This window comes from Paenibacillus sp. FSL R5-192 (assembly GCF_000517845.1).
GTDB lineage: Bacteria > Bacillota > Bacilli > Paenibacillales > Paenibacillaceae > Paenibacillus > Paenibacillus amylolyticus.
This window is the reverse complement of sequence record NZ_ASPR01000014.1, coordinates 719,302-739,929: the sequence shown is the minus strand read 5'-3', so window position 1 is coordinate 739,929 and position 20,628 is coordinate 719,302. Positions and strand designations below refer to the sequence as shown.

19 protein-coding genes are annotated in these 20,628 nt (G+C 46.4%); all 19 read right to left on the bottom strand.

All coding sequences use genetic code 11. From position 1 onward, the window contains the following. Positions 1–61: 61 nt before the first annotated feature. The 19 genes from C161_RS32340 to C161_RS11590 all read right to left on the bottom strand — a co-directional run bounded on the left by C161_RS32340 (position 62) and on the right by C161_RS11590 (position 20,459). Positions 62–232 (bottom strand): hypothetical protein, encoded by a 171-nt coding sequence (locus tag C161_RS32340; RefSeq protein WP_017689116.1) that lies wholly within the window; start codon positions 230–232, stop codon positions 62–64. 67 nt (positions 233–299) lie between these two features. Beyond that, on the bottom strand, positions 300–1,349 hold the full coding sequence (locus tag C161_RS11675) for a helix-turn-helix domain-containing protein (RefSeq protein WP_036670414.1): 1,050 nt from the start codon (positions 1,347–1,349) through the stop codon (positions 300–302). Positions 1,350–1,415: 66 nt separating this feature from the next. Beyond that, entirely contained in the window at positions 1,416–2,183 is a 768-nt protein-coding gene (locus C161_RS11670; RefSeq protein ID WP_036609270.1) for a DUF3388 domain-containing protein, read from the bottom strand. A 197-nt stretch (positions 2,184–2,380) separates the two neighbouring features. Further along, the gene (locus tag C161_RS11665; protein WP_017689119.1) at positions 2,381–2,644 is read right to left on the bottom strand and encodes a DUF3243 domain-containing protein; all 264 of its coding nucleotides are present in this window, start codon (positions 2,642–2,644) and stop codon (positions 2,381–2,383) included. A 164-nt stretch (positions 2,645–2,808) separates the two neighbouring features. Beyond that, positions 2,809–3,579, bottom strand: coding sequence for an elongation factor P 5-aminopentanone reductase (gene ymfI, locus C161_RS11660; protein WP_036670413.1), 771 nt, complete (start codon positions 3,577–3,579; stop codon positions 2,809–2,811). Position 3,580: 1 nt separating this feature from the next. Continuing rightward, complete coding sequence (gene yfmH, locus C161_RS11655) at positions 3,581–4,861, bottom strand: EF-P 5-aminopentanol modification-associated protein YfmH (protein WP_036670412.1); 1,281 nt, start codon at positions 4,859–4,861, stop codon at positions 3,581–3,583. Between the two features lie 3 nt (positions 4,862–4,864). Continuing rightward, entirely contained in the window at positions 4,865–6,145 is a 1,281-nt protein-coding gene (yfmF, locus tag C161_RS11650; RefSeq protein WP_036670411.1) for an EF-P 5-aminopentanol modification-associated protein YfmF, read from the bottom strand. A gap of 126 nt (positions 6,146–6,271) precedes the next feature. Next, the gene (sleB, locus tag C161_RS11645) at positions 6,272–7,099 is read right to left on the bottom strand and encodes a spore cortex-lytic enzyme (RefSeq protein ID WP_036670407.1); all 828 of its coding nucleotides are present in this window, start codon (positions 7,097–7,099) and stop codon (positions 6,272–6,274) included. 195 nt (positions 7,100–7,294) lie between these two features. Continuing rightward, positions 7,295–10,033 (bottom strand): FtsK/SpoIIIE family DNA translocase, encoded by a 2,739-nt coding sequence (locus tag C161_RS11640; RefSeq protein WP_036670405.1) that lies wholly within the window; start codon positions 10,031–10,033, stop codon positions 7,295–7,297. Between the two features lie 90 nt (positions 10,034–10,123). Further along, the gene (locus C161_RS11635; protein ID WP_036670404.1) at positions 10,124–10,354 is read right to left on the bottom strand and encodes a YlzJ-like family protein; all 231 of its coding nucleotides are present in this window, start codon (positions 10,352–10,354) and stop codon (positions 10,124–10,126) included. Beyond that, complete coding sequence (locus C161_RS11630; protein WP_036609439.1) at positions 10,351–11,112, bottom strand: ClpP family protease; 762 nt, start codon at positions 11,110–11,112, stop codon at positions 10,351–10,353. The genes C161_RS11635 and C161_RS11630 overlap by 4 nt, the downstream gene beginning before the upstream one ends. 233 nt (positions 11,113–11,345) lie before the next feature. Beyond that, positions 11,346–13,025: a ribonuclease J gene (locus tag C161_RS11625; protein WP_036609284.1), complete on the bottom strand. Its 1,680-nt coding sequence runs from the start codon at positions 13,023–13,025 to the stop codon at positions 11,346–11,348. A 476-nt stretch (positions 13,026–13,501) separates the two neighbouring features. Then, positions 13,502–14,380 (bottom strand): 4-hydroxy-tetrahydrodipicolinate synthase, encoded by an 879-nt coding sequence (dapA, locus tag C161_RS11620; protein ID WP_036670403.1) that lies wholly within the window; start codon positions 14,378–14,380, stop codon positions 13,502–13,504. A gap of 47 nt (positions 14,381–14,427) precedes the next feature. Continuing rightward, on the bottom strand, positions 14,428–15,648 hold the full coding sequence (dapG, locus tag C161_RS11615) for an aspartate kinase (RefSeq protein ID WP_036670402.1): 1,221 nt from the start codon (positions 15,646–15,648) through the stop codon (positions 14,428–14,430). A gap of 377 nt (positions 15,649–16,025) precedes the next feature. Beyond that, positions 16,026–16,622 (bottom strand): dipicolinate synthase subunit B, encoded by a 597-nt coding sequence (locus tag C161_RS11610; RefSeq protein ID WP_036670401.1) that lies wholly within the window; start codon positions 16,620–16,622, stop codon positions 16,026–16,028. Then, entirely contained in the window at positions 16,619–17,518 is a 900-nt protein-coding gene (gene dpsA, locus C161_RS11605; protein WP_017689131.1) for a dipicolinate synthase subunit DpsA, read from the bottom strand. The genes C161_RS11610 and dpsA overlap by 4 nt, the downstream gene beginning before the upstream one ends. Before the next feature lie 156 nt (positions 17,519–17,674). Next, positions 17,675–18,121 carry a dUTP diphosphatase gene (gene dut, locus C161_RS11600; RefSeq protein WP_017689132.1) on the bottom strand — a complete coding sequence of 149 codons (447 nt, stop codon included), beginning with the start codon at positions 18,119–18,121 and terminating at the stop codon, positions 17,675–17,677. Then, positions 18,081–19,364, bottom strand: a complete 1,284-nt coding sequence (locus tag C161_RS11595) for a M16 family metallopeptidase (RefSeq protein ID WP_036670399.1) — start codon at positions 19,362–19,364, stop codon at positions 18,081–18,083. Before C161_RS11595 ends, dut begins: the two co-directional genes overlap by 41 nt. A 99-nt stretch (positions 19,365–19,463) precedes the next feature. After that, positions 19,464–20,459 (bottom strand): polysaccharide deacetylase family protein, encoded by a 996-nt coding sequence (locus C161_RS11590; RefSeq protein WP_036670398.1) that lies wholly within the window; start codon positions 20,457–20,459, stop codon positions 19,464–19,466. Positions 20,460–20,628 lie beyond the last annotated feature (169 nt).

Sequence of the window (20,628 nt, the reverse complement as noted above, 5' to 3'; positions counted from 1 at the left end):
AAGCATTTTTGGCTTCCACTTCAAGTGGCTGCCAAAAATGCTCGCTGGTTTAGCTTCCAACCTAATAGCGGCTGCGGTTGGGCTGTCTGAACATATCGAGCACACCCAAAAGTACATGTGCAAGTCCAAAACCCAATATTCCGTAACCCCAAGCACTTGGAGTCAGGTAATAACCCAGGAGGCTGACAATGATCCCTAAACCTGTTACGATCCAGCTGACTGTCACAGCCATCCACCTCACTTCACCAAAAGTTAACTGCAAGTTAAGACACGATTATTGTCTCCTGCAGTTGACCCGGTTATTCGCTACCCGTGGTACCCCCTGTACCGTCCGTTGATCCATTTTCAACACCTGTGGAAGAAGTAGTGCCACTACTATCTTCACCAAGCTTCAAACGGATCCGATTGGTCGCCTTGCCATCCGTTACAACCTGCCCGCCAACCTCAATCGTGGTCGCTGCAGCGTAACCAGACTTAATATACATACCTACACTATCCAACTCAAAGGTATAGCTGTCACCTTCGGCTGTGTTACCATACTCCAACTTCTCTCCACTGGAGTTTTCGCCTTTATACACTTCCAGCCAGCTATGACCTGTTGCTTTGATCGTAACCGTTACAGGTTGCCCTGCACTACCGTTAACTTTAAAGTTCGTAATATTCCCTGATTTCCCATCTTCTGCAACAGTCACATTAGACGGTGAATTGTCAGTTGGTTTTTCCTCAGTTTCATCCGTCTGTCCGTCCGTTTGGCCATCAGTTTGACCGTCCGTCTGTCCTTCAGTGTCTGTACCGCCACCGTTACCGCCAGCGTCGCCCTCACCAGTACCGTCAGTACCTGAGTCTGTCGCAGGCGGATTAGATGCCTGTCCGTTGTCGGCAGGTGGATCCGGTTTATCCTCAGGCTGTTGTTGACTGTCTGTAATTTTGACCTGATCAAGACCCGGATTATCTGATTCATCACCATTGTTATACACCACGTATACATACAACAGTACTACGATCAAAACAGGGAATGTCCACATCAACGCGACAGACATCCACCGATTACTACGCTCAACCGGACGGCTGGAACGCTTCTGAATAACCGGTTCCATCGTTGCTTCCGTCTCTTCTTCGGGTACGTCTTTTTTGTGTCCCTCCAGCAGCTCATCAGGGTTCAGTCCCACGGTCTCCGCATAGGTTTTGATGAAAGCACGCACATAGAAGCTACCCGGCAGCACTTTATAGTCTCCTGCTTCTATGGCCTCCAGATACCTCTTGCGAATTTTTGTCATTTCCTGTACATCGTCAAGACTCATCCCTTTTTGCAGCCGGGCCTCCCTTAACTGCTGACCCAGTTCAGACATGCCATCTCCTCCTTATGTTTATCTCTTGAGTTGTTGCTAATCTATTCCATGATTCCGTACGGTTCCTTACAATTCATCGGTGTAGCTAGCCGTAAACGTATCATAAATAATCTCTTCATTGGGAATGTTACGCAATTCAATAATAATATCAAAATCATTAAAATCATATTCGGATTCCTGTACAAAAATATCCGGATGTTCAATAACTTTGGTGCTAGGCATGGACATAATATCCTGCAACAGGTTGTAATGCCGCTCACTGGAACGAATCGTACTTACAATTCCGTCAATGATGAAGACATTGTTTGGGTTCAATTCGTCTTCGGACATTTGACTCCTTATCGTCTGACGAAGAAGTGTGGAGGAAACAAACGTCCATCGCTTCATTGCACATACGCTGCCCGCAATAATAGACTCCGTTTTGCCAACACGAGGCATTCCGCGCAAACCGATGACCTGATTGCCTTCCCTCTTAAATACTTCACCCAAAAAGTCCACAAGTAACCCAAGTTCATCTCGTGTGAAACGAAATGTCTTGCGATCATCCGAGTCACGGTCAATGTATCTGCCATGACGTACGGCCAAAATATCCACCAATTTAGGTTGCCGCAAAGCCGATACGGTGATGCTGTTTACTTTGCCAAGCATTTCACCAAGCAAACGGATTTTTTCATCATCATCCGATTCAAGCAGCATGCCTCGAGTTTTGCCTTCAACACCGTTAATGGTCAATATATTCACTTCAAGCATCCCCAGCATAGAGGCAATATCGCCTAACAAACCGGGTCTGTTCTTATGTATTTTATATTCCATGTACCATTGTTTAGATTCCATTTCAACACCCCGTAATGCATTATTCCCCATTATTCGACAGCAACAGAACATATCCACTGGACAACAATCTGAGACATCTTCTAAAAATGGGTCACGTTAATGATATATAAAATGAAAATGAATTACAAGAACAGCTCTGTAATCCGTTTGTAATCATTAGAGAAAAGCCCCCTTGCGGGAGCTCTTCATCTGTAATCTTATGCGTTTTGTTTGGCCAATTTGACCATCAGGCACGCAATCGTACGACGCTCATCAGCATCGCCGACATCCCATAACTCTTTCAATGCCCGGTTGGAATGGTTCGCCGGATCGACTTTCTCATCAAGGAAGTCGCCGATTTCATACGCAAGTTTGTTGATGGTTTCTTCACTCATCCCCATCTTCTCTGCTTGCAGTACGCGGTCACCCAGGAACTTCTTCCATGTGTCAAAACTGGAGAGCACTGTTTTTTCTGTTGACATGATAAATCCTCCTTAGATGACGCATGAGATTTAAAATCAACAGTTGTAATATGTGCTTTCGAGGCATTTTATATACGAGCATTTTGAAAATAATCCGGAAGACGACTGCTTCTCAGCAACCTTCACCTGGTTCATTCACAGCCAGTCAAGTTTTCTTGCTTTTTTTACGTTAACCAACCGCCATTTGGACTGATGATCTGCCCATTGATATAACCCGATTCAGGGAGAGCCAAAAAATAAACCAATGATGAGATTTCATCAGGTTGAGCAAGTCTTCCTGCCGGAATTTCCTCTTCCAGCATCTTCAGTTCACTCTGATCCAGATGGCTCAGCATGGATGTCTGAACGGCACCAGGAGCAACGGCATTTACGGTTACTCCGGAAGGCGCGAGTTCTTTCGCAAGCGCTTTGGTGAATGCATTCACCCCACCCTTGGTTGTGGAATACAGCACCTCACAAGAAGCACCAGACAGCCCCCAGATCGACGATACATTAATGATCCGGCCGTACCTTTGGGAGATCATGTGAGGCATCATTTCCTGTGTACACATAAACGTGCCTTTGAGGTTAATCGCCATCACTTCATCCCAGATCTCCTCTGTAACATCAGCCAACATCCCATAGTGCGAGATTCCTGCATTGTTCACAAGGATATCTGGCATGAGATTGTGCGACTCCAGCTTCTCACGCATACGCTCAATCTGTTCCCGGCTGCGAAGATCCGCAGACACGGTCATGATTTTTCCGCTGCCTTGTTCCATGCACCGTCTGGCGGCTTCATTCGCTGCTTCATGCGATTTCATATAGTGTATAACAACATTCATTCCCACTCTGGCAAAGCGTTCTGCGATAGCCGCTCCGATGCCACCGCTTGCGCCAGTTACCAGTACAGTCATTTCCCCGATTGCCTTCAATTGTCCCGTTCCCCTCTCCATATCAAGGACTCACGACTAGCGATACAGCCAGATGATCCCACCGAATATGCTCTCTCAGTCTGAGATTTACATCTTCCAGTGTAATCGATTCATAGAGCGGCAGCATATTGAAAAAATCACCGCCACGGAATTGCTGACGTGTAAATTCATGCGCAATGTTCTCCGGAGAATTGAGCATACGCAAATATCCGCCTATTTTCTTTTTGCGTGCACGTTCAAAATCCGTGGAATCGAACCCTTTTTCTACAATGGCATCCACTTCTTCACGTATACGCGCGAGCAGTTGATCCGGGTCTTTTGTATCACCACCAATGGCTGAAAACGCATATTGCGGCGAACTGTTATACTCATGTCCAAAGCTGTCCGAGATCAGATCTTCATCGTAGAGCTTCTGAAATACTCGTGTGCTTGAGCCAAACAAAAGATCCATCATCAGCTGCGTTGTCATATCTCGCCGTAACAATTGTTCCCCCGTGAGTCCAACGTCCGTCTCCTTGAATCCAAACAGACATTTGGGCAGTGAAACAGCCAGTTTCGCTTCCCGTCTGGCTTCTCCTACCTGCTCAGGCTCAGGTTCAAAGAAACGTTGAATGCTCCCCTGTGGCTTATAATCCTTCTGCTCCTGGTTCGATCGAACCATATCAATGACTTCTTGTGGATCTACACCACCCACCACAAACAAGAGCATATTACTCGGGTGATAGAAGGTGTTATAACACTCATATAACATCTCTTTGGTAATCGTACGGATGGATTCCACCGTTCCTGCAATATCGATATGCACCGGATGTTTCTGATACATGGCTTCGATCAATCCAAAATAAACACGCCAATCCGGATTATCAGCATACATGTCAATTTCCTGTCCAATAATGCCTTTTTCCTTTTCCACATTTTGATCCGTGAAGTAAGGATTTTGCACAAAGTTGACTAATGTTTGTATATTTTCATTCACATATTCAGTCGCTGAAAACAAATAAACCGTCTGATCAAAGCTCGTAAACGCATTAGCTGAGGCACCGTGAGACGCAAATGTTGCAAAAATATCGCCTGTTGGTTCTTCAAACATTTTATGCTCCAGGAAATGAGCAATCCCATCCGGGACCTTCACTTCTTCCTGCCCCTCAACCTGAAAATGATTATCCACCGATCCATACTTGGTTGCAAACGTAGCATACGTTTTCTGGAACCCCGGTTTAGGCAAAATATAGACATGCAGTCCGTTATCCATTACTTCGTAATATAGTGTCTCCTGCAAATGCTCATACCGAATGCTCTCCACCGATTATTCCTCCTTCTCATCCCGCAAGAAATAAATCGTATCCAGACGGAATTGTTCTGCCGCCTCACGTACATCTTCCTTGCTAATATGTTCTACCTGAGCCAAAAGTTCTTCAGCCGTTCTCTCTTTGCCAGACAACTGTCGATTGAAGTCATAAGCGATCATCTCAAAAGCAGAATCCTGCATTTCCTTGAGCAGGTTACGGATCATTGCTTTGGTCTGAGACATTTCCAGATCACTGATTGTACCGCTTTTCATTTCTTCCAGCTGCTGCTTGATGATGGTGACAGCCTTCTCATAATTAGGGATTTCAATCCCGGATTGAATCGTTGCAATGCCCTTATGTCCGTCATATCGCGAAGACGCGTAATACGCCAGGCTTTCTTTTTCACGAACATTGACAAACAGTTTGGAATGAGGATAACCACCGAGAATCCCGTTGTACATTAGTGCTGCGGCATACTGAGGATCTCCATAAGTGATAGATGTACGGAGTCCCATATTGAGTTTTCCCTGACTCACATTCAGTCGCTCAACAACGGTCTCCACTTCCTTATTTCCTCGAACCGCTGCCTGTGTCTGGTAATCAGAGGAGGACGTTCGATCTACATTGAAATGACGCTGAACAAGGTTCTCGACCTCCTCCAGTGTCGTATCCCCTACCACGTACAGATCCATACTCGCCTGCTGCAGCCACTCCTGATAAGACGCAGTAAGTGTGTCAGGCTCAATCCCGGGCAGATCCTTTCGCTCACCCAGTGGGTGAAGACGGTACGGCTCGTTCTTGCACATTTCCTCAATACTGCGTTCAGCGGCATAGCGCATTTTATCATTCACGATGGACTCCAGCTTTTTCCGAACAGTCTCTCGCTCTGCTTGTACATAAGACGTCCTGAAATGTCCATTCTCCTGTGCAGGTCGTGTAAGAACCTCTCCTAGGAAGGCAAATGAACGATCCAGCAACTGCTCATCCCCTCCAACAAAGGAATCATTAATGGTATCCATTCGGAACTGCACAATCTGGTAATCCCCGCGTTTATAGACGTCAAAACCAAAACCTGCTCCATACAGATGCTCCAGTTGCTCACGAAATTGCGTTGTTTCCGGATAGGACTCCGTGCCGCGTCGCAGAACAAAAGGTGTCAGTGCTACTTTGGTTACTTTATCTTCCCGTAAGGGAACTCCTGCATATAACGATATAGCAAACGTTTTAAAACGTTTAGTCGGAAGCACATGTATACGAAACTGTCTCTTGCTACCTCGTTCGAATCCTGATGTATTCAAATGTCAAAACCCCTTTACGGCGTCATTTATCATGCAATCGTATTAAGCTAAACGTAACAACCATTTTAACCCATTCAAAAGGCAAGAAGCAACCGAAGTCACGCCTTCTGGTTGCTTCCAACATCATCACATACAAAAGATATGCTGTCCGATTGTTTTCACTTGTGGGCGGGTCCAGATCCATTTGGATGTTGCTGTCTTCGGGTTAAAATAATAGAGACATCCACCGGACGGATCCCATCCATTCAGGGCCTGCTCAACTGCCTTTTTGGCTTGTGCGTTTGGTTCCAAATAGATCTGTCCGTCCGCTACAGCCGTAAATGCACCTGGCTGAAAGATCACGCCAGAAGGCGTATTTGGAAAGCTTGGTGATTTCACGCGATTCATAATTACTGCTGCTACTGCGACTTGACCTTCAAACGGTTCACCCCGGGCTTCACCATATACAGCGTTAGCCATAATCTTGAGTTCATTCTCTGAGAGACCAAGGGCATTGGCAGATCCCATATTGTCTTGCTCTTTATCTGCCGTATTGTTGCTACCTCCACCTCCACCTGAGGATTCCTTGTGTAGCGGCGGCTCTGTTGGCGACCATTTGGTTGAAGCATTATACAATTTCAGTTTGGTTTCAGCTCCAACGACACCATCGGCTTTCATACCAAATTCGGATTGAAACCATTTGACGGATTTCAGCGTGCTGTTGCCAAAATTGCTATCGATTTTACCATTGTAAAATCCCAAATACTTGAGCCGGCCTTGAAGCTCATACACATCCTGACCGTAACTTCCATATTTCACAGCGTTGCTGCTGAAAGTAGGCAAGGCTTTCTCTTCAACTTGTGATGTGCTTTGATTCGAACTTTCGGTTGCTGCATTCTCAGGAAGCAAATAGCGGATTCCCAATGCGGACATCAGCAAAATAGCAGTGAAAAGCCATATGTTCATTTTTCGCATCGACTGTGCTCTACCTTTCTCTTGTGGGATTAACAGAATCGCTAAGGTTATTATGACAAGCCTGCTTGCTTCCTATGCACCAAATCATCCGATCATTGGACATCATGGTAAAACTTCAGTCAAATTGTATGAAAAAAGCCCCCAACCATTAAGGTTGAGGGCTCGAATCGCCTGAATATTCATGTGCAGTACAAGCTACGAGCTTATTTTGTTTTGTTGGTACTCTTCAAGCGAGACCAACACTTCCCGTGGTTTGCTACCCTCGTAAGGACCGATCACGCCCCGGGATTCCATGGAGTCAATCAAACGTGCGGCACGGGTGTATCCTACTCGCATTCGACGTTGTAGCAGAGAAACAGACGCTTGCTTGGCCTCCAGAATAATCTGCACTGCCTTTTCGTATAACTCGTCCTGTACTTCATCTTCAGCCTGGATAGAGTCGTCCACCTCAGGTACAAGGGACTCATCATACTGTGCTTCACCTTGACCACGTACATAATTCACAATATTCTCCACTTCTTCATCACTCATAAAAGCACCTTGTACACGAACCGGTTTCGATGCGCCCATTGGCATGAACAACATGTCTCCACGACCCAACAGTTTCTCAGCCCCACCCATATCCAGAATAGTTCGAGAATCCACCTGTGAGGATACACCGAAGGCGATACGTGAAGGTATGTTGGCTTTGATTACGCCAGTAATAACATCCACAGAAGGCCGCTGTGTAGCAATAATCAGATGGATACCGGCTGCACGAGCCATCTGGGCAAGCCGCGCAATCGCATCTTCAACATCTCCGGCAGCAACCATCATCAGATCTGCAAGCTCATCCACAATGACAACGATATAAGGCAGAACAGCCGCAGGATTATCTTTCATCAGATTATTGTAACCTTCAACGTTACGAGTGCCTGATTTGGAGAACAGTTCATATCGTTTCTCCATCTCAACCACAATCTTTTTGAGAGCAAGTGACGCTCTCTTAGGATCAGTTACTACCGGTGCCAGCAAATGGGGAATCCCATTATATACGTTCAACTCAACCATCTTGGGATCGACCATCAGGAACTTCACTTCATCCGGCTTGGCTTTGTACAATATGCTGGTAATAATTCCGTTAATACACACCGACTTACCGGAACCTGTAGCACCCGCAACCAACAAATGGGGCATACGAGCCAAGTTACCAATAATCGTCTGTCCCGAGATATCTCGGCCAAATGCAATGGTCACTTTGGATTCTGCATCCTGGAACGTTGCTGTCTCCATTACTTCACGCATCGTTACAACCGATACTTCACCATTAGGTACTTCGATACCAATAGCAGACTTTCCGGGAATCGGTGCTTCCATCCGAATATCTTTTGCCGCCAGAGCCAACGCGATATCATCAGTTAGGCTGACAATTCTGCTGACCTTGACGCCAATGTCAGGTTGAATTTCATATCTTGTAACGGCAGGACCCCGAACCACTTCAAGTACTTTGGCACGAACACCGAAGCTTTCCAGTGTGGCTTCCAACTTACGTGCTGTTTGCATATAATCCTTCTGGTCACCCGCCTTGCCCCCATTGTTTGGCTTGGCAAGTAGACGGAATGATGGCAGCTTGTACGGCTTAGGAGGTGGCGGTGGTGGTTTCACCGGTGGTGTGTCCTGCCCTTCAGGAGTTGGAGTATCTGTTCCCTGCATTGCATCATTAGGTACTTCTTCTCCACTCTGAATCTCATCCACAGCATTCATCCCGTTTGTACCCGCATCGGATGCGGACCACTCCGTCTCTACCAGTTCATCCGTTATTTTAATGGCATGCTCGCCCTGTTGTACTACGTTTGGATCGGCCAGATTATCCGGGAAAGGATAAGCATCGTCCAGATCATCTTCAATGCTTGCCTCTTCTGTTCTGACGTGCTCGAAAAAGTCTCGAATGATCGGCGCTGAATTAGGTTTAGCCTGAACAGGAACACGTGATGAAGCTGATTTGTTAGTTACGTCTTCGGTTGCATCCAGCCACGCCTCTAGATTGTGATCTTGTTCGGCGCGGTACACAATCTGTTCTGTTTCTGCCGAATCGACCTCATCCATTTCACGTCCTGATGTCGCCTGTTCCCGTTTAGCTCCCCATTTTCCGAAAAGTTGGAAGAATATGGGCGAGTTTCGTTTTGGCAGATGCTGTTCCTCTAATTCATCCTCATACTCGTCTTCGTCATCTTCAACAGGAACAGGTACCACTTTACGGGCGTTACCTTTCTTTCTGGCATCAGAAGTTGAAGCAGAACGTGCAGAGGGTCTCGACTCCAGCTTTTTGTACATCGAACTCCCGGCATCCCAAATCTTTGTTCGGAATATTCGTATCAAATCCACATAAGATAGACTCGTAATCAGCATAAAACTGATGATAAACATGACAATCATGATGAGTCTCGCCCCAAGACTGCCGAACAGCCACAGGAAAAGAGCAAATTGCCCAGCTCCGAGATAACCACCGCTGATGTCCTTGTTAAGCATGGAGTCCCTCTCACCTGGCACAGCAGGGGTTAGCAACTCGGTTTGCATATCATTATGTACCTGCGTAATCACAGCACCAGGCTCAAGCGCACCAACCGGAATGAGCTTCTGGTGCATTGCAGAGACAGTACTCATCAAGGTTAAGGCAAAGACCAGCAAAACAAGTCCTGTCTTGCGTGTGGTCCAACCACTCGGCCATTTCCGGTGAATCATCACCATGAGACCATAATAAATACCAACAAGTGGAATCGCAAAATAAAACTTACCAAGCATCAGTCCGAACATCTTGGAAAGCGAACGTCCAACGGTGGCTTCACCCGATAATGCTATGACAGCAAGGGTAATAAGCACAATCCCGTAAATTTCATATTTTAAAACGCCGCTAAAACCAGCGCCCTTTTTTTTCCTCTTTTTTCTTCTGGCCAAAATCAGGTCACCCCCAGAAGAATATTATACCATACAAATATAATCCGTACATATGTTCTTTTTCTGCTCAATTTGTCTGAATTCGTCGCGTTATGCTGATCCCAAGTTACCCGAAAGCGGAATGGTCGAACCAGGCATATTAGCAGGATTGAGATAGGCTTCAAGTGGACAATCCAGCAAACGTACAATAACGGCTTCATTGTCATTAACAGGTCTCACCTGCATCAATAAACCATTCATCTTGATCTCCTTTGTATCTTCGCCCTCTTTCCACATTCCCGACCAGAGTTGTTCAGGAGGCATCACGGTATATAGTGTCATTGGGTATAACCTCCCGCCTGCAGGGTCTGTCTCTTGTCTCCTATGAGCTGATTTAACTGAGCAATAGCCTGTCCAATCCCGCCCACTGCATCCATTAATCCATGTTTCACTGCATCTGCGCTTCCTACAGCTGTACCAATATCCCGATTCAACTCACCAGTCTTAAACATTAGTTCTTTGAACATCTCTTCAGAGATATTCGAATGAGAAGTCACGAACCGAACAACCCTTTCCTGCATTTTCTCCATATACTCAAACGTTTGAGGTACACCAATGACAAGGCCGTTCATCCGAATCGGATGGATCGTCATCGTTGCACTTCCGGCAATCAGGGAATATGTTGAAGCTACAGCAATCGGTACTCCAATGCTATGCCCGCCTCCAATGACCACAGTCACCGTAGGTTTGCTCAGAGAAGCAATCATCTCTGCAATGGCTAGACCCGCCTCTACATCTCCACCTACCGTGTTCAAAATGATCAGTATACCTTCAATACGCTGATTCTGTTCTGCGGCCACCAGCTGTGGAATGATATGTTCATACTTTGTTGTTTTGTTTTGTGGCGGCAAAATCAAATGCCCTTCGACCTGTCCAATAATGGTCATACAGAAGATGTTCGATTCACCTGCTGGCGACTGTGTCTGCCCAAATTGCTGAATAGTCTCTGTCACGGGAGAGATGGCCTTTTCCTCCTGAATCGGAATTTCCGGCGCTTCAACTTCCGGTTGATTGGATCTTGATGCCTGCTTGTCATTCATACGTTCATTCATTTCAATAATCCCCTTCTCCAGAAACATTTAATGTATTTCCTTAGTATGGGGATTTTTCCAACCGCCTTATACCCGCTACATCAAATTGCTTCACATATTGACGCTATTGCAGATCTTCCTGAAAACGCAAAAAAAGCCCCTTCTCTACGAGGAACCGTCCAATATTACTCGTAGAGAAGGGGCGACTGTGTGCCTGAATATATGTTTTTGTTTAGCTTATTTTAAACTTCCATAATGATTGGCAAAATCATCGGTCTACGACGAGTTTGCTCATACAGGAAGCGTCCCAGTGCATCTTTAACATTTGTTTTGAGTGAAGCCCACTCGTTAACGTTCTCACTCATCAACTTCTGCAATGTGCTGCTAACGATCCGGTTGGCCTCATCCAATAGTCCTTCCGATTCACGAACATACACAAATCCGCGAGAGATGATGTCAGGACCGGAAACAATTTTTCCATCCTGTTTGCTCAGTGTTACCACAACAACAAGGATACCATCTTGTGACAACAATTTGCGGTCACGAAGTACAATGTTACCCACATCGCCTACACCCAAGCCATCGATCAACACATTACCTGCAGTAACTTTACCTGCTCTACGTGCTGCTCCACCTTGAATTTCAATCACTTCACCGATATCCGTGATGAAAATGTTCTCAGGTTCTACCCCTACAGATTCAGCAAGAACCGCGTGGCGACGCTGCATACGGAATTCACCGTGAATCGGCAAGAAGAATTTCGGTTTCATCAGGTTGAGCATCAGTTTCAGCTCTTCCTGGCTACCGTGACCAGATACGTGGACGCCACTGTTAGCACCGCTGTAATGCACGTTAGCACCCAGACGGAACAGTTCATCAATCGTACGGCCTACATATTTCTCATTACCTGGAACCGGAGTTGCTGCGATAATGACGGTGTCACCTGGCAGGATGTCCACTTTACGGTGCGTGGAACGAGCCATACGTGTCAGTGCTGACATTGGCTCTCCTTGACTTCCTGTGCAGAGAATCACGACACGATCAGCTGCCATCTTGCCTACTTCTTCAGGTTCAATGATCATGCCATCCGGAATCTCAAGATAACCCAGTTCTGAAGCAATACCAACCACGTTCACCATGCTGCGTCCGATAACTGCAACTTTACGTCCAGTCACTTCTGCTGCATTGATCACCTGTTGGATACGGTGTACGTTGGAAGCAAATGTCGCCACAACAACACGTTGACTTGCTTTACGGAAGATATCTTCCAGCACGATACCCACATTTTTCTCCGATGGTGTGAATCCAGGTTTCTCAGCGTTCGTACTATCGGACAACAGCGCTAACACGCCATTTGTTCCGATCTGTGCCATACGCTGAAGATCTGCATATTGACCATTGACTGGAGTATGGTCGAATTTGAAGTCACCTGTGTGAACAACTGCACCTTCCGGTGTTTCGACACATACACCAACAGAATCCGGAATACTATGGTTAGTAGCGAAGAACGATGCTTTCAGAACAGATCCAAGTTGGATCTCGGAATCAGCATCAATCAGAATACGTTTTGTATCACCCAGCAAATTCGCTTCTTTCAACTTGTTTTCTACAAGTCCAAGCGTAAGTCTTGTTCCGTATACAGGAACATTCAGATGTTTGAGAACATATGGCAGACCACCAATGTGATCCTCATGTCCGTGAGTAAGGATGATTCCTCTTACTTTGTCACGGTTCTCAGTCAGGTAAGAAATGTCAGGGATGACAATATCAATACCAAGCATATCTTCTTCCGGGAATTTAAGACCAGCATCTACGACTACAATGTCGTTGGCGTATTGGATGACGTACATATTTTTACCAATCTCGCCTACGCCGCCCAAAGCAAAAATCATCAGTTTATCGTTATTATTTTTCTTAGACAAATGAATCTAAACCTCCTATGGTAGTTGGACGTCGTACCTTATTATTTATTGTAAGTTAAGAAAAGTAGTCCATACATCACATACCCACCTATCGGGATGAATGCAAAAGAACACCTTTATTCACGATATTTGGAAGAAGTTCTTCGAAGTTATTCCCTTTGACCAACAAGTTGGAGTTGAAATTCCCTCTTAGCCGTTCCTTCCTTTTTCACCGCAAAGCTACACCACGAAGCGATGTCGCTTTCAATTTCAAAAAAATACCGCACCCAGTCACTTGACATCATTATACATGATTAAAAACAAAAAAAACAAGTCACTCTCTCGTTAACCTGTAGGTTTCCCCTTAGCAGTGGAAAAGAAACCTCACATTACTCGTAAAAAAAAGAACCGCAGCCTCTAGGAAGAGGAGCGGTTCTTTTGCTGACCTGAAGGATATTTCCATGATTAATAAAATAGTCCATATACAACCAAAATGATTACAAATTAAGCAAACCTTTGATATAAACCTGCTCCTCTTCCGTTGGGGGAATAAGGGGCAACCGTACGGAACCAACGTCTAGACCACGCAAGGTCAGCGCATATTTCACCGCTACGGGGTTTGGTAGAGGCTGTGGACACTCAAACAGGCCTTTGAACACCGGGAACAACTGCTGATGAATCTGAGCAGCCTGAAGAGGTGCTCCGCCATAGAAGGCGTCAATCATTTTCTTCATTTCTGCCCCTACGACATGACTGGCCACGCTGACAATTCCATGTGCTCCAACCGCAATCGCTGGTAAGCCTGAAGCATCATCACCGGAATAAACTCTGAAATTTTCTGGAGCACTCGCTGCAATCAGCGTAACCTGCTCCATAGACGCACATTCCTTCGTAGCGACGATGTTAGGAATCTGTGCAAGACGAAGCGTTGTCTCTGCTGACAGGCTGGTTACTGTACGCCCAGGCACGTTGTAGAGCATAATTGGCAGCTTGGTGGAGCCTGCAATCGCTTCAAAATGTTTGAACAAACCTTCTTGGCTAGGTTTATTGTAATACGGAACAACCAACAAAATGCCATCCACTCCGGCACGTTCAGCTTCCTGTGTCAAATGGATGGAATGTGCCGTGTTATTGCTTCCCGTTCCGGCTATAATTTTGCACCGACCGGCCGCATGTTTCACTGCAAATTCGAATAATTGAACTTTCTCAGTATCACTAAGTGTTGGAGACTCCCCTGTTGTTCCAGAAACCACAAGCGTCTCCGACTTTTGATCTACAATCAGATAGTCGATTAGACGTGCCGTTTCCTCCCAATGAATCTCTCCTTGTTCATTGAACGGAGTGACCATTGCTGTAATCAATCTTCCAAAGTCCAATTCGATTCCTCCTTCAAAACAGGTTTGGCTCCTCTAACTTCAGTTATTTACAAATGAAGTTCGAATGAGGCGTGAAGTGCCCTCAGGGCCTGAACCATATCTTCTTTTTTTACGAGTACCCAGATCGTTGTATTCGAATCTGCCGATTGCAGGATCTGAATGTCTGCCAGTGTCAAGGACTCCACGATTCGAGCCATGATTCCAGGTACACCATTAATGCCTCCGCCAATGACGGACACTTTGGCACAACCGGACAGACTTTGTGGCTTGAGACCTATCTCCTGCAATACCTGTATGGCTTTCTCGGAATCACTGTCAAAAACCGTATAGACAACTCCCGAGGGGGTAACATTAATAAAATCAACGCTGATTGAATTCTCAGCCATGGTTTTGAACACTTTTAGTTGCAATCGATCTGCACCACCACCAGGCACATCCACCGTAATTTGCGTTACATTGCTCACGTAGGCGATGCCTGTTACATAACGGTCAACAATGCCTGTCTGCACATCCTGGAATCCTTCCGGATGCGTAACCAGCGTTCCCTCCGTGTCTGCAAAAGTAGATCTTACCCGCACTGGAATCTGGGATTGCATCGCAATCTCAACCGCACGTGGATGGATTACCTTGGCCCCGTGGTGGGCCATGTTACAGATCTCTGCATAACTTACAACAGTCAGTGGACGTGCATCCTCAACAATTCGCGGATCAGCGGTGAGTATCCCGTTCACATCTGTGTAGATATCCACCATTTCAGCACGTAATGCTGCACCGAGAGCTGTAGCAGACGTATCGCTTCCCCCACGACCCAATGTCGTGAAGTCTCCGTTCTCTGTCTGCCCCTGGAATCCGGTTACAACAACGACACGGCCAAGCTGAAGCTGCTCCAACACACGAACAGGACGGACATCCAATATCCGGGCATTCCCGAAATTGTCGTCCGTCACAAAACCTGCTTGTGCACCGGTCAGCACTGTAGTTGGAATGCCTTCATGTTCGAGTAAACTGCTCAACGTTGTCGCCGATATGATTTCACCACAGCACAGCAGTAAATCCTTTTCGCGTGCGGATAGTGCGTTTCCGTTCTGTGCAGCCCAGTCCAGCAACGTATCGGTCGCATATGGCTCGCCGCGGCGCCCCATCGCAGACACAACGATGACCAGACTCAATCCTGCTTCAAGTTCACGTTTAACATGACGGAGCACATGCTCTCTCGCCTGAACAGTGGAGAGAGACGTGCCTCCGAATTTCTGTACCATGATACGCATCTTTATTCCTCCATTTGTGTACGCAAGAAGACTGGACACGGGTCAAATCAACAAATGGATCACTCTAGGGAGCGTTCTGATGCGATAATTTCAGCATTTTATACGGCATTCCATGCCGCTCCTTATTTTCTGTAATTGTCTGGGACAATCGCAAATCAAAGGTCGCGGTTGTTATCGAGGTCATGATGCATACATTCACAATAGACCTCTCCCGCTTGCTTAACCTGTACTGCCCGCAAGCAGGAATGCCTTATAGACAGGAACGTGGACATAGTAGCTGTTCAATCCAGCATATTGTCCCCCATGATTTTCTTTGTCTCTTGAACCCTTCTTCATTTCTCCAAGCGCATAAACGTTGTCACCGAATCATTGTTCCATCAAGACTGTGAAGAACGCTCCACAATCATCGGCTGCAACTGTTTGCCCTCAAGAGCACTCCAGCAAGCCTCTGGAATCAATTCCATTTTGGCGACTAACGAGTTTGGTTTTTTCACTGGATCGTCTTGCCCAAATGGCACAAAATACAAGTATTTAGCCACAAGCAATTTGGCGATATTCGCAGCATTCAAGCCCAGACCGTCATTCGTGGAAATCGCGAGCACAAGCGGACGCTGATTGCGCATCTGCGCTTTGGCTGCCATTAGCACTGGACTGTCGGTCATCGCATTAGCCAGCTTGCTTGTTGTATTCCCTGTGCATGGAGCAATAACCAGCACATCAAGCAGCTTGGAAGGCCCTAATGGCTCCGCTTCAACAATTGTAGAAATGATATCATTACCTGTTATATCTTTCAACTGTTTTTGCCAATTTTGCGCCGTACCAAAGCGTGTATCCGTCGTCAGAACCGAATTCGAAATAATCGGAATGACGTTGGCACCTTCAGCTACGAAGCGGCTAATTACCGGCATAACCTCTTCAAACGTACAATGAGAACCCGTAATTGCATAACCTACCGTTTTTCCCTGCCAGTTCATGATTTAACCTCCCGTGCGTTCTGTTCTTCCAAAAGCAAACGGATCAACGCGTCGGCAATAATGCCGCCAGCCGTTTTGGGAGCAACAATGCCGGGGAGGCCAGGCGCAAGTAGCGCTTTGATACCGCGTTTGTCGGCATACCTGAAATCACAGCCGCCAGGAGCGGATGCGAGGTCGATAATGACAGCCTTTTGCGGCATTCTGGACAGGATTTGTGCTGTGATTATCATAGTCGGTATCGTATTAAAAAGCAAGTCAACTTCCCCGGTCTGAGCGGCCAAATCCGTTGTCATGAAAGGCTTCCAGCCCATTATTGTAGCGCGGGCAGCATCCTCTTCCCGCCTGATTCCCACCCGTACATTTGCTCCAAGTCCCTGCAGTGTTTTGGCCATTGTGAATCCTGTTCGACCAATGCCAAGCACAATGCATTCCGAACCATGGATTGTGAAGTCCGTCTCCCGAATAGCTATGGCGATGGCTCCCTCAGCTGTTGGAATAGAGTTATAAAGTGCAATATCATCACGATCAAGTACTTCAACAAGTCGCAGCCCATTTTCAAGACAAAGTTCGCGCAAGAACGGCTTTGCCATACCTGTGAACACAATACAATGCTCTGGTAATGCTGCAATATGTTCCTTTTTCAAATAGATCGGTGTGTCACTGAATGAAGTACTTACTTTTCCCTGCTCATCGCAACCGACAACAGGCAGTACGAGTACATCTGCGGAAGCAAACACTTCATCCTCCAGTTCCTGGTGCTCGATCCCTGGAATGGAACGCTCTATTTTATCGAAACCCACCACACTTACCGTTGCATCCAGCTCAGCGCACTTTTGAATGACTTCAAGCTGCCGCGCATCACCGCCCAGGACTACAATCCGGACTCCGGTCAGCATCGGGACGTCACTCCTTTCACCACATGTATGCCTTATCGTATGCAGGGGCCCACAGGGGGGTGAAAACAATAATTGCATTCCACCGTCCGTTTCTCAAATGTAAAAAAGAGCCGCCCCTGTCAGGGACGACTCTAAAGAATAGTATATTTACGCTGCTTATTTCCCGGTATGACCGAATCCGCCTTCGCCACGTACCGTTTCCGAAAGTTCATTCACTTCCGTCAATTCAACCGCAGGCACGGTCTGGAAGACGATCTGTGCGATGCGCTCTCCCCGTACAATCGTGAACGGTTCCTGACCCAGATTAATCAACAGAACTTTAACTTCTCCGCGATAATCCGCATCAATGGTCCCCGGTGTATTGAGGCAGGTAATACCATGTTTGAAAGCCAGTCCGCTCCGAGGACGGATCTGTGCTTCCAATCCAGCTGGCATTGCCATCGCAAGTCCGGTAGGAATCAGCGTACGCTGACCCGGCTGCAATACAACGTCTTCCTGAAGTGCAGCTACTACATCAAAGCCGGATGCCAGCTCCGACATTTTTTGAGGCAGTTTAATATCTTCATTGCCCGGCAGTTTCTGTATTTGAACGTAATGCAACAAAATCATCCCTTCTCAATCCAGCGATCGTCTTATCTGAAGCGCCAACCATAGCAAGTGCAAAAGGTTCAGCAAACATCAGATCTAGTACCGCGTTAATATCGTCCATGGTAACTTGCTCAATTTTGGCAATCATCTCATCCAGTGTATGGTGTCTGCCCAGCATGAGCTCGTTTTTACCCAGACGATTCATGCGACTGCCTGTGCTTTCCAAGCTTAGAATCAAGCTGCCTTTCAGCTGTTCTTTTCCTTTACGAAGTTCATCTTCGGACAAGCCGTTAACAGCCAGGTCGCGTAGAACCTCTTTGGTCAGATCGAGCACTTCTTTGGTCTGTTTCGGTGCTGTACCTGCGTATATCGTGAAAAGTCCGCTGTCCGCATGAGAGCTATGATAGGAATACACGGAGTACGCAAGACCCCGTTTCTCACGAATTTCCTGGAACAGCCTGGAGCTCATGCCTCCACCAATGGCGTTATTCAGAACAACCATAGCGAATTGCAACGGATCTCCGATTTTACAGCCCGGGAACGAAATACAGATATGATTCTGTTCCGTTTTCTTTTTGTGAAAGAGCTGTCCGCTTTGGAAGGCTGGCATCGTGACTGCTTCCGATACTCCATTTACATCAAAAGCACCAAAATGCTTCTCCATCAGATCGATTACACTGTCATCAATATTACCCGCGATACTAATGACCGTGTTCTCAATCGTGTAGTGCTCCTTCATATATGCACGCAGATGGCTGGAATCCATCGCTTTGAGACGTTCTTCCGTACCCAGGATTGGGTATGCGAGTGGATGCTCACCATAGGCGGCCAAGGCCATCAGATCATGAACCATATCATCAGGCGTATCTTCATACATCGAGATTTCTTCCAGAATGACGTTTTTCTCCTTGATCAATTCACCATCATCCATTTTGGAGCGGAAAAACATATCAGACAATACATCAACCGCAATCGGCAAATGCTCATCCAATACTTTAGCATAATAACACGTGTATTCTTTGGAAGTGAATGCATTCACGTTACCACCAATCGCATCGAACTGCTCCGCAATCGCCTTGGCATCATAACGATCTGTTCCCTTGAATAACATGTGTTCAATAAAATGTGATACTCCGTTACTTGCAGGTTGCTCATTACGCGAACCTGTCTTGACCCATATTCCGAAAGACACAGAACGGCAGGTCGGTATCTGTTCCATGACAACTCTGAGGCCATTGCCCAGCTGAATTTTTTTCATGGTTGGCCCTCCTACATCTCTATAATTGCCTTGATCTCAACCTTGAAATTGAAATCGACATTTGGTTCCAACTGTTTGATATTAACAAAAAAACAACGTTCACTCAACCGCAGAGGTGTTTACACGTTCCGAAGACAGCGTCTCACTTACTGTTCCGAGCACCAGACCTTTGGCCCGTATGGATTGAATCATGCCCTTTAAAGCTCCCGAAGAAGCAGCTGTAGGGTGCATTAGAATTAACGTTCCAGCCTCGGTATTTTTAGCAATTTTGGCAACAACGGCATCCGGGCTTGGCTTACGCCAATCCACAGTATCTACTGTCCATAACACGGTTTGCAGTCCCATGGATGAAGCAATGTCAACGGTCTTCTGATTAAAGTCACCGGATGGTGGAGCAAACCAACGATTCTCTACGCCCAGTGTTTTATGGAGCAGATCCTGGGTTTTGCTAATTTCCAGCTTGGCCCGTTCTGCGCTCAATCGACTCATGTTAGGGTGAGAATATGCATGGTTGGACATCTCATGCCCACGTTTCTGAATTTCTTTGGCCAGTTCAACATTTTTGCTTAACCAACTTCCATCCAGAAAAAAAGTAGCCTTCACTTTCTCGGCATCGAGCGTATCCAGCATCGGTTTAATGTATTCGTTCCCCCAAGCCACATTAATCATAAAAGAAACCATCGGTTTGTTTGCGTTCCCCCGATAGATCGGATGTGCACCCAAATCCTTAAGCTGAATCTCCGGCTCAATCTGACGGTAGACATACGCTATTTTGGTATTCAATGTTCCACTCAGCGCCTTACGGTATGTCGCTTCCACATCAATCTCCATGCCATTATAACCAGGAATCGCTTTCCATACCCGATCCACTTTGGCATTTACCGGAGCAATTTTCGTTTCATCCGCTTTATCCCGAATCGCAGACAACAGCGCATCTTCTCCAGTTGCCTCCTTAAACATGTCAAAAGCATTTTGCGTACCTGGCCCATCACGGATCTCCGTAATGTATGTACGTACACTGCCAACTTGTCCGATCAATATGACCGCAGTCACACCCGCCAGAACAGCCGCCAGCTTTTTGGATTGGTTTCCCACAGCTCCATCCTCCCGCCGTCTTTGTCCCCATCATATGAGGACAAGGGCAAAAATATGAATGCTAAGCCATGGTTTCATCCTTGCTTTACGTATTTAAACGTTAAAAAAAGAGCCAGAAATTCACATTCTGTCTCTTCATTCAATCTATCCATTTATAACCTGTCGCTTC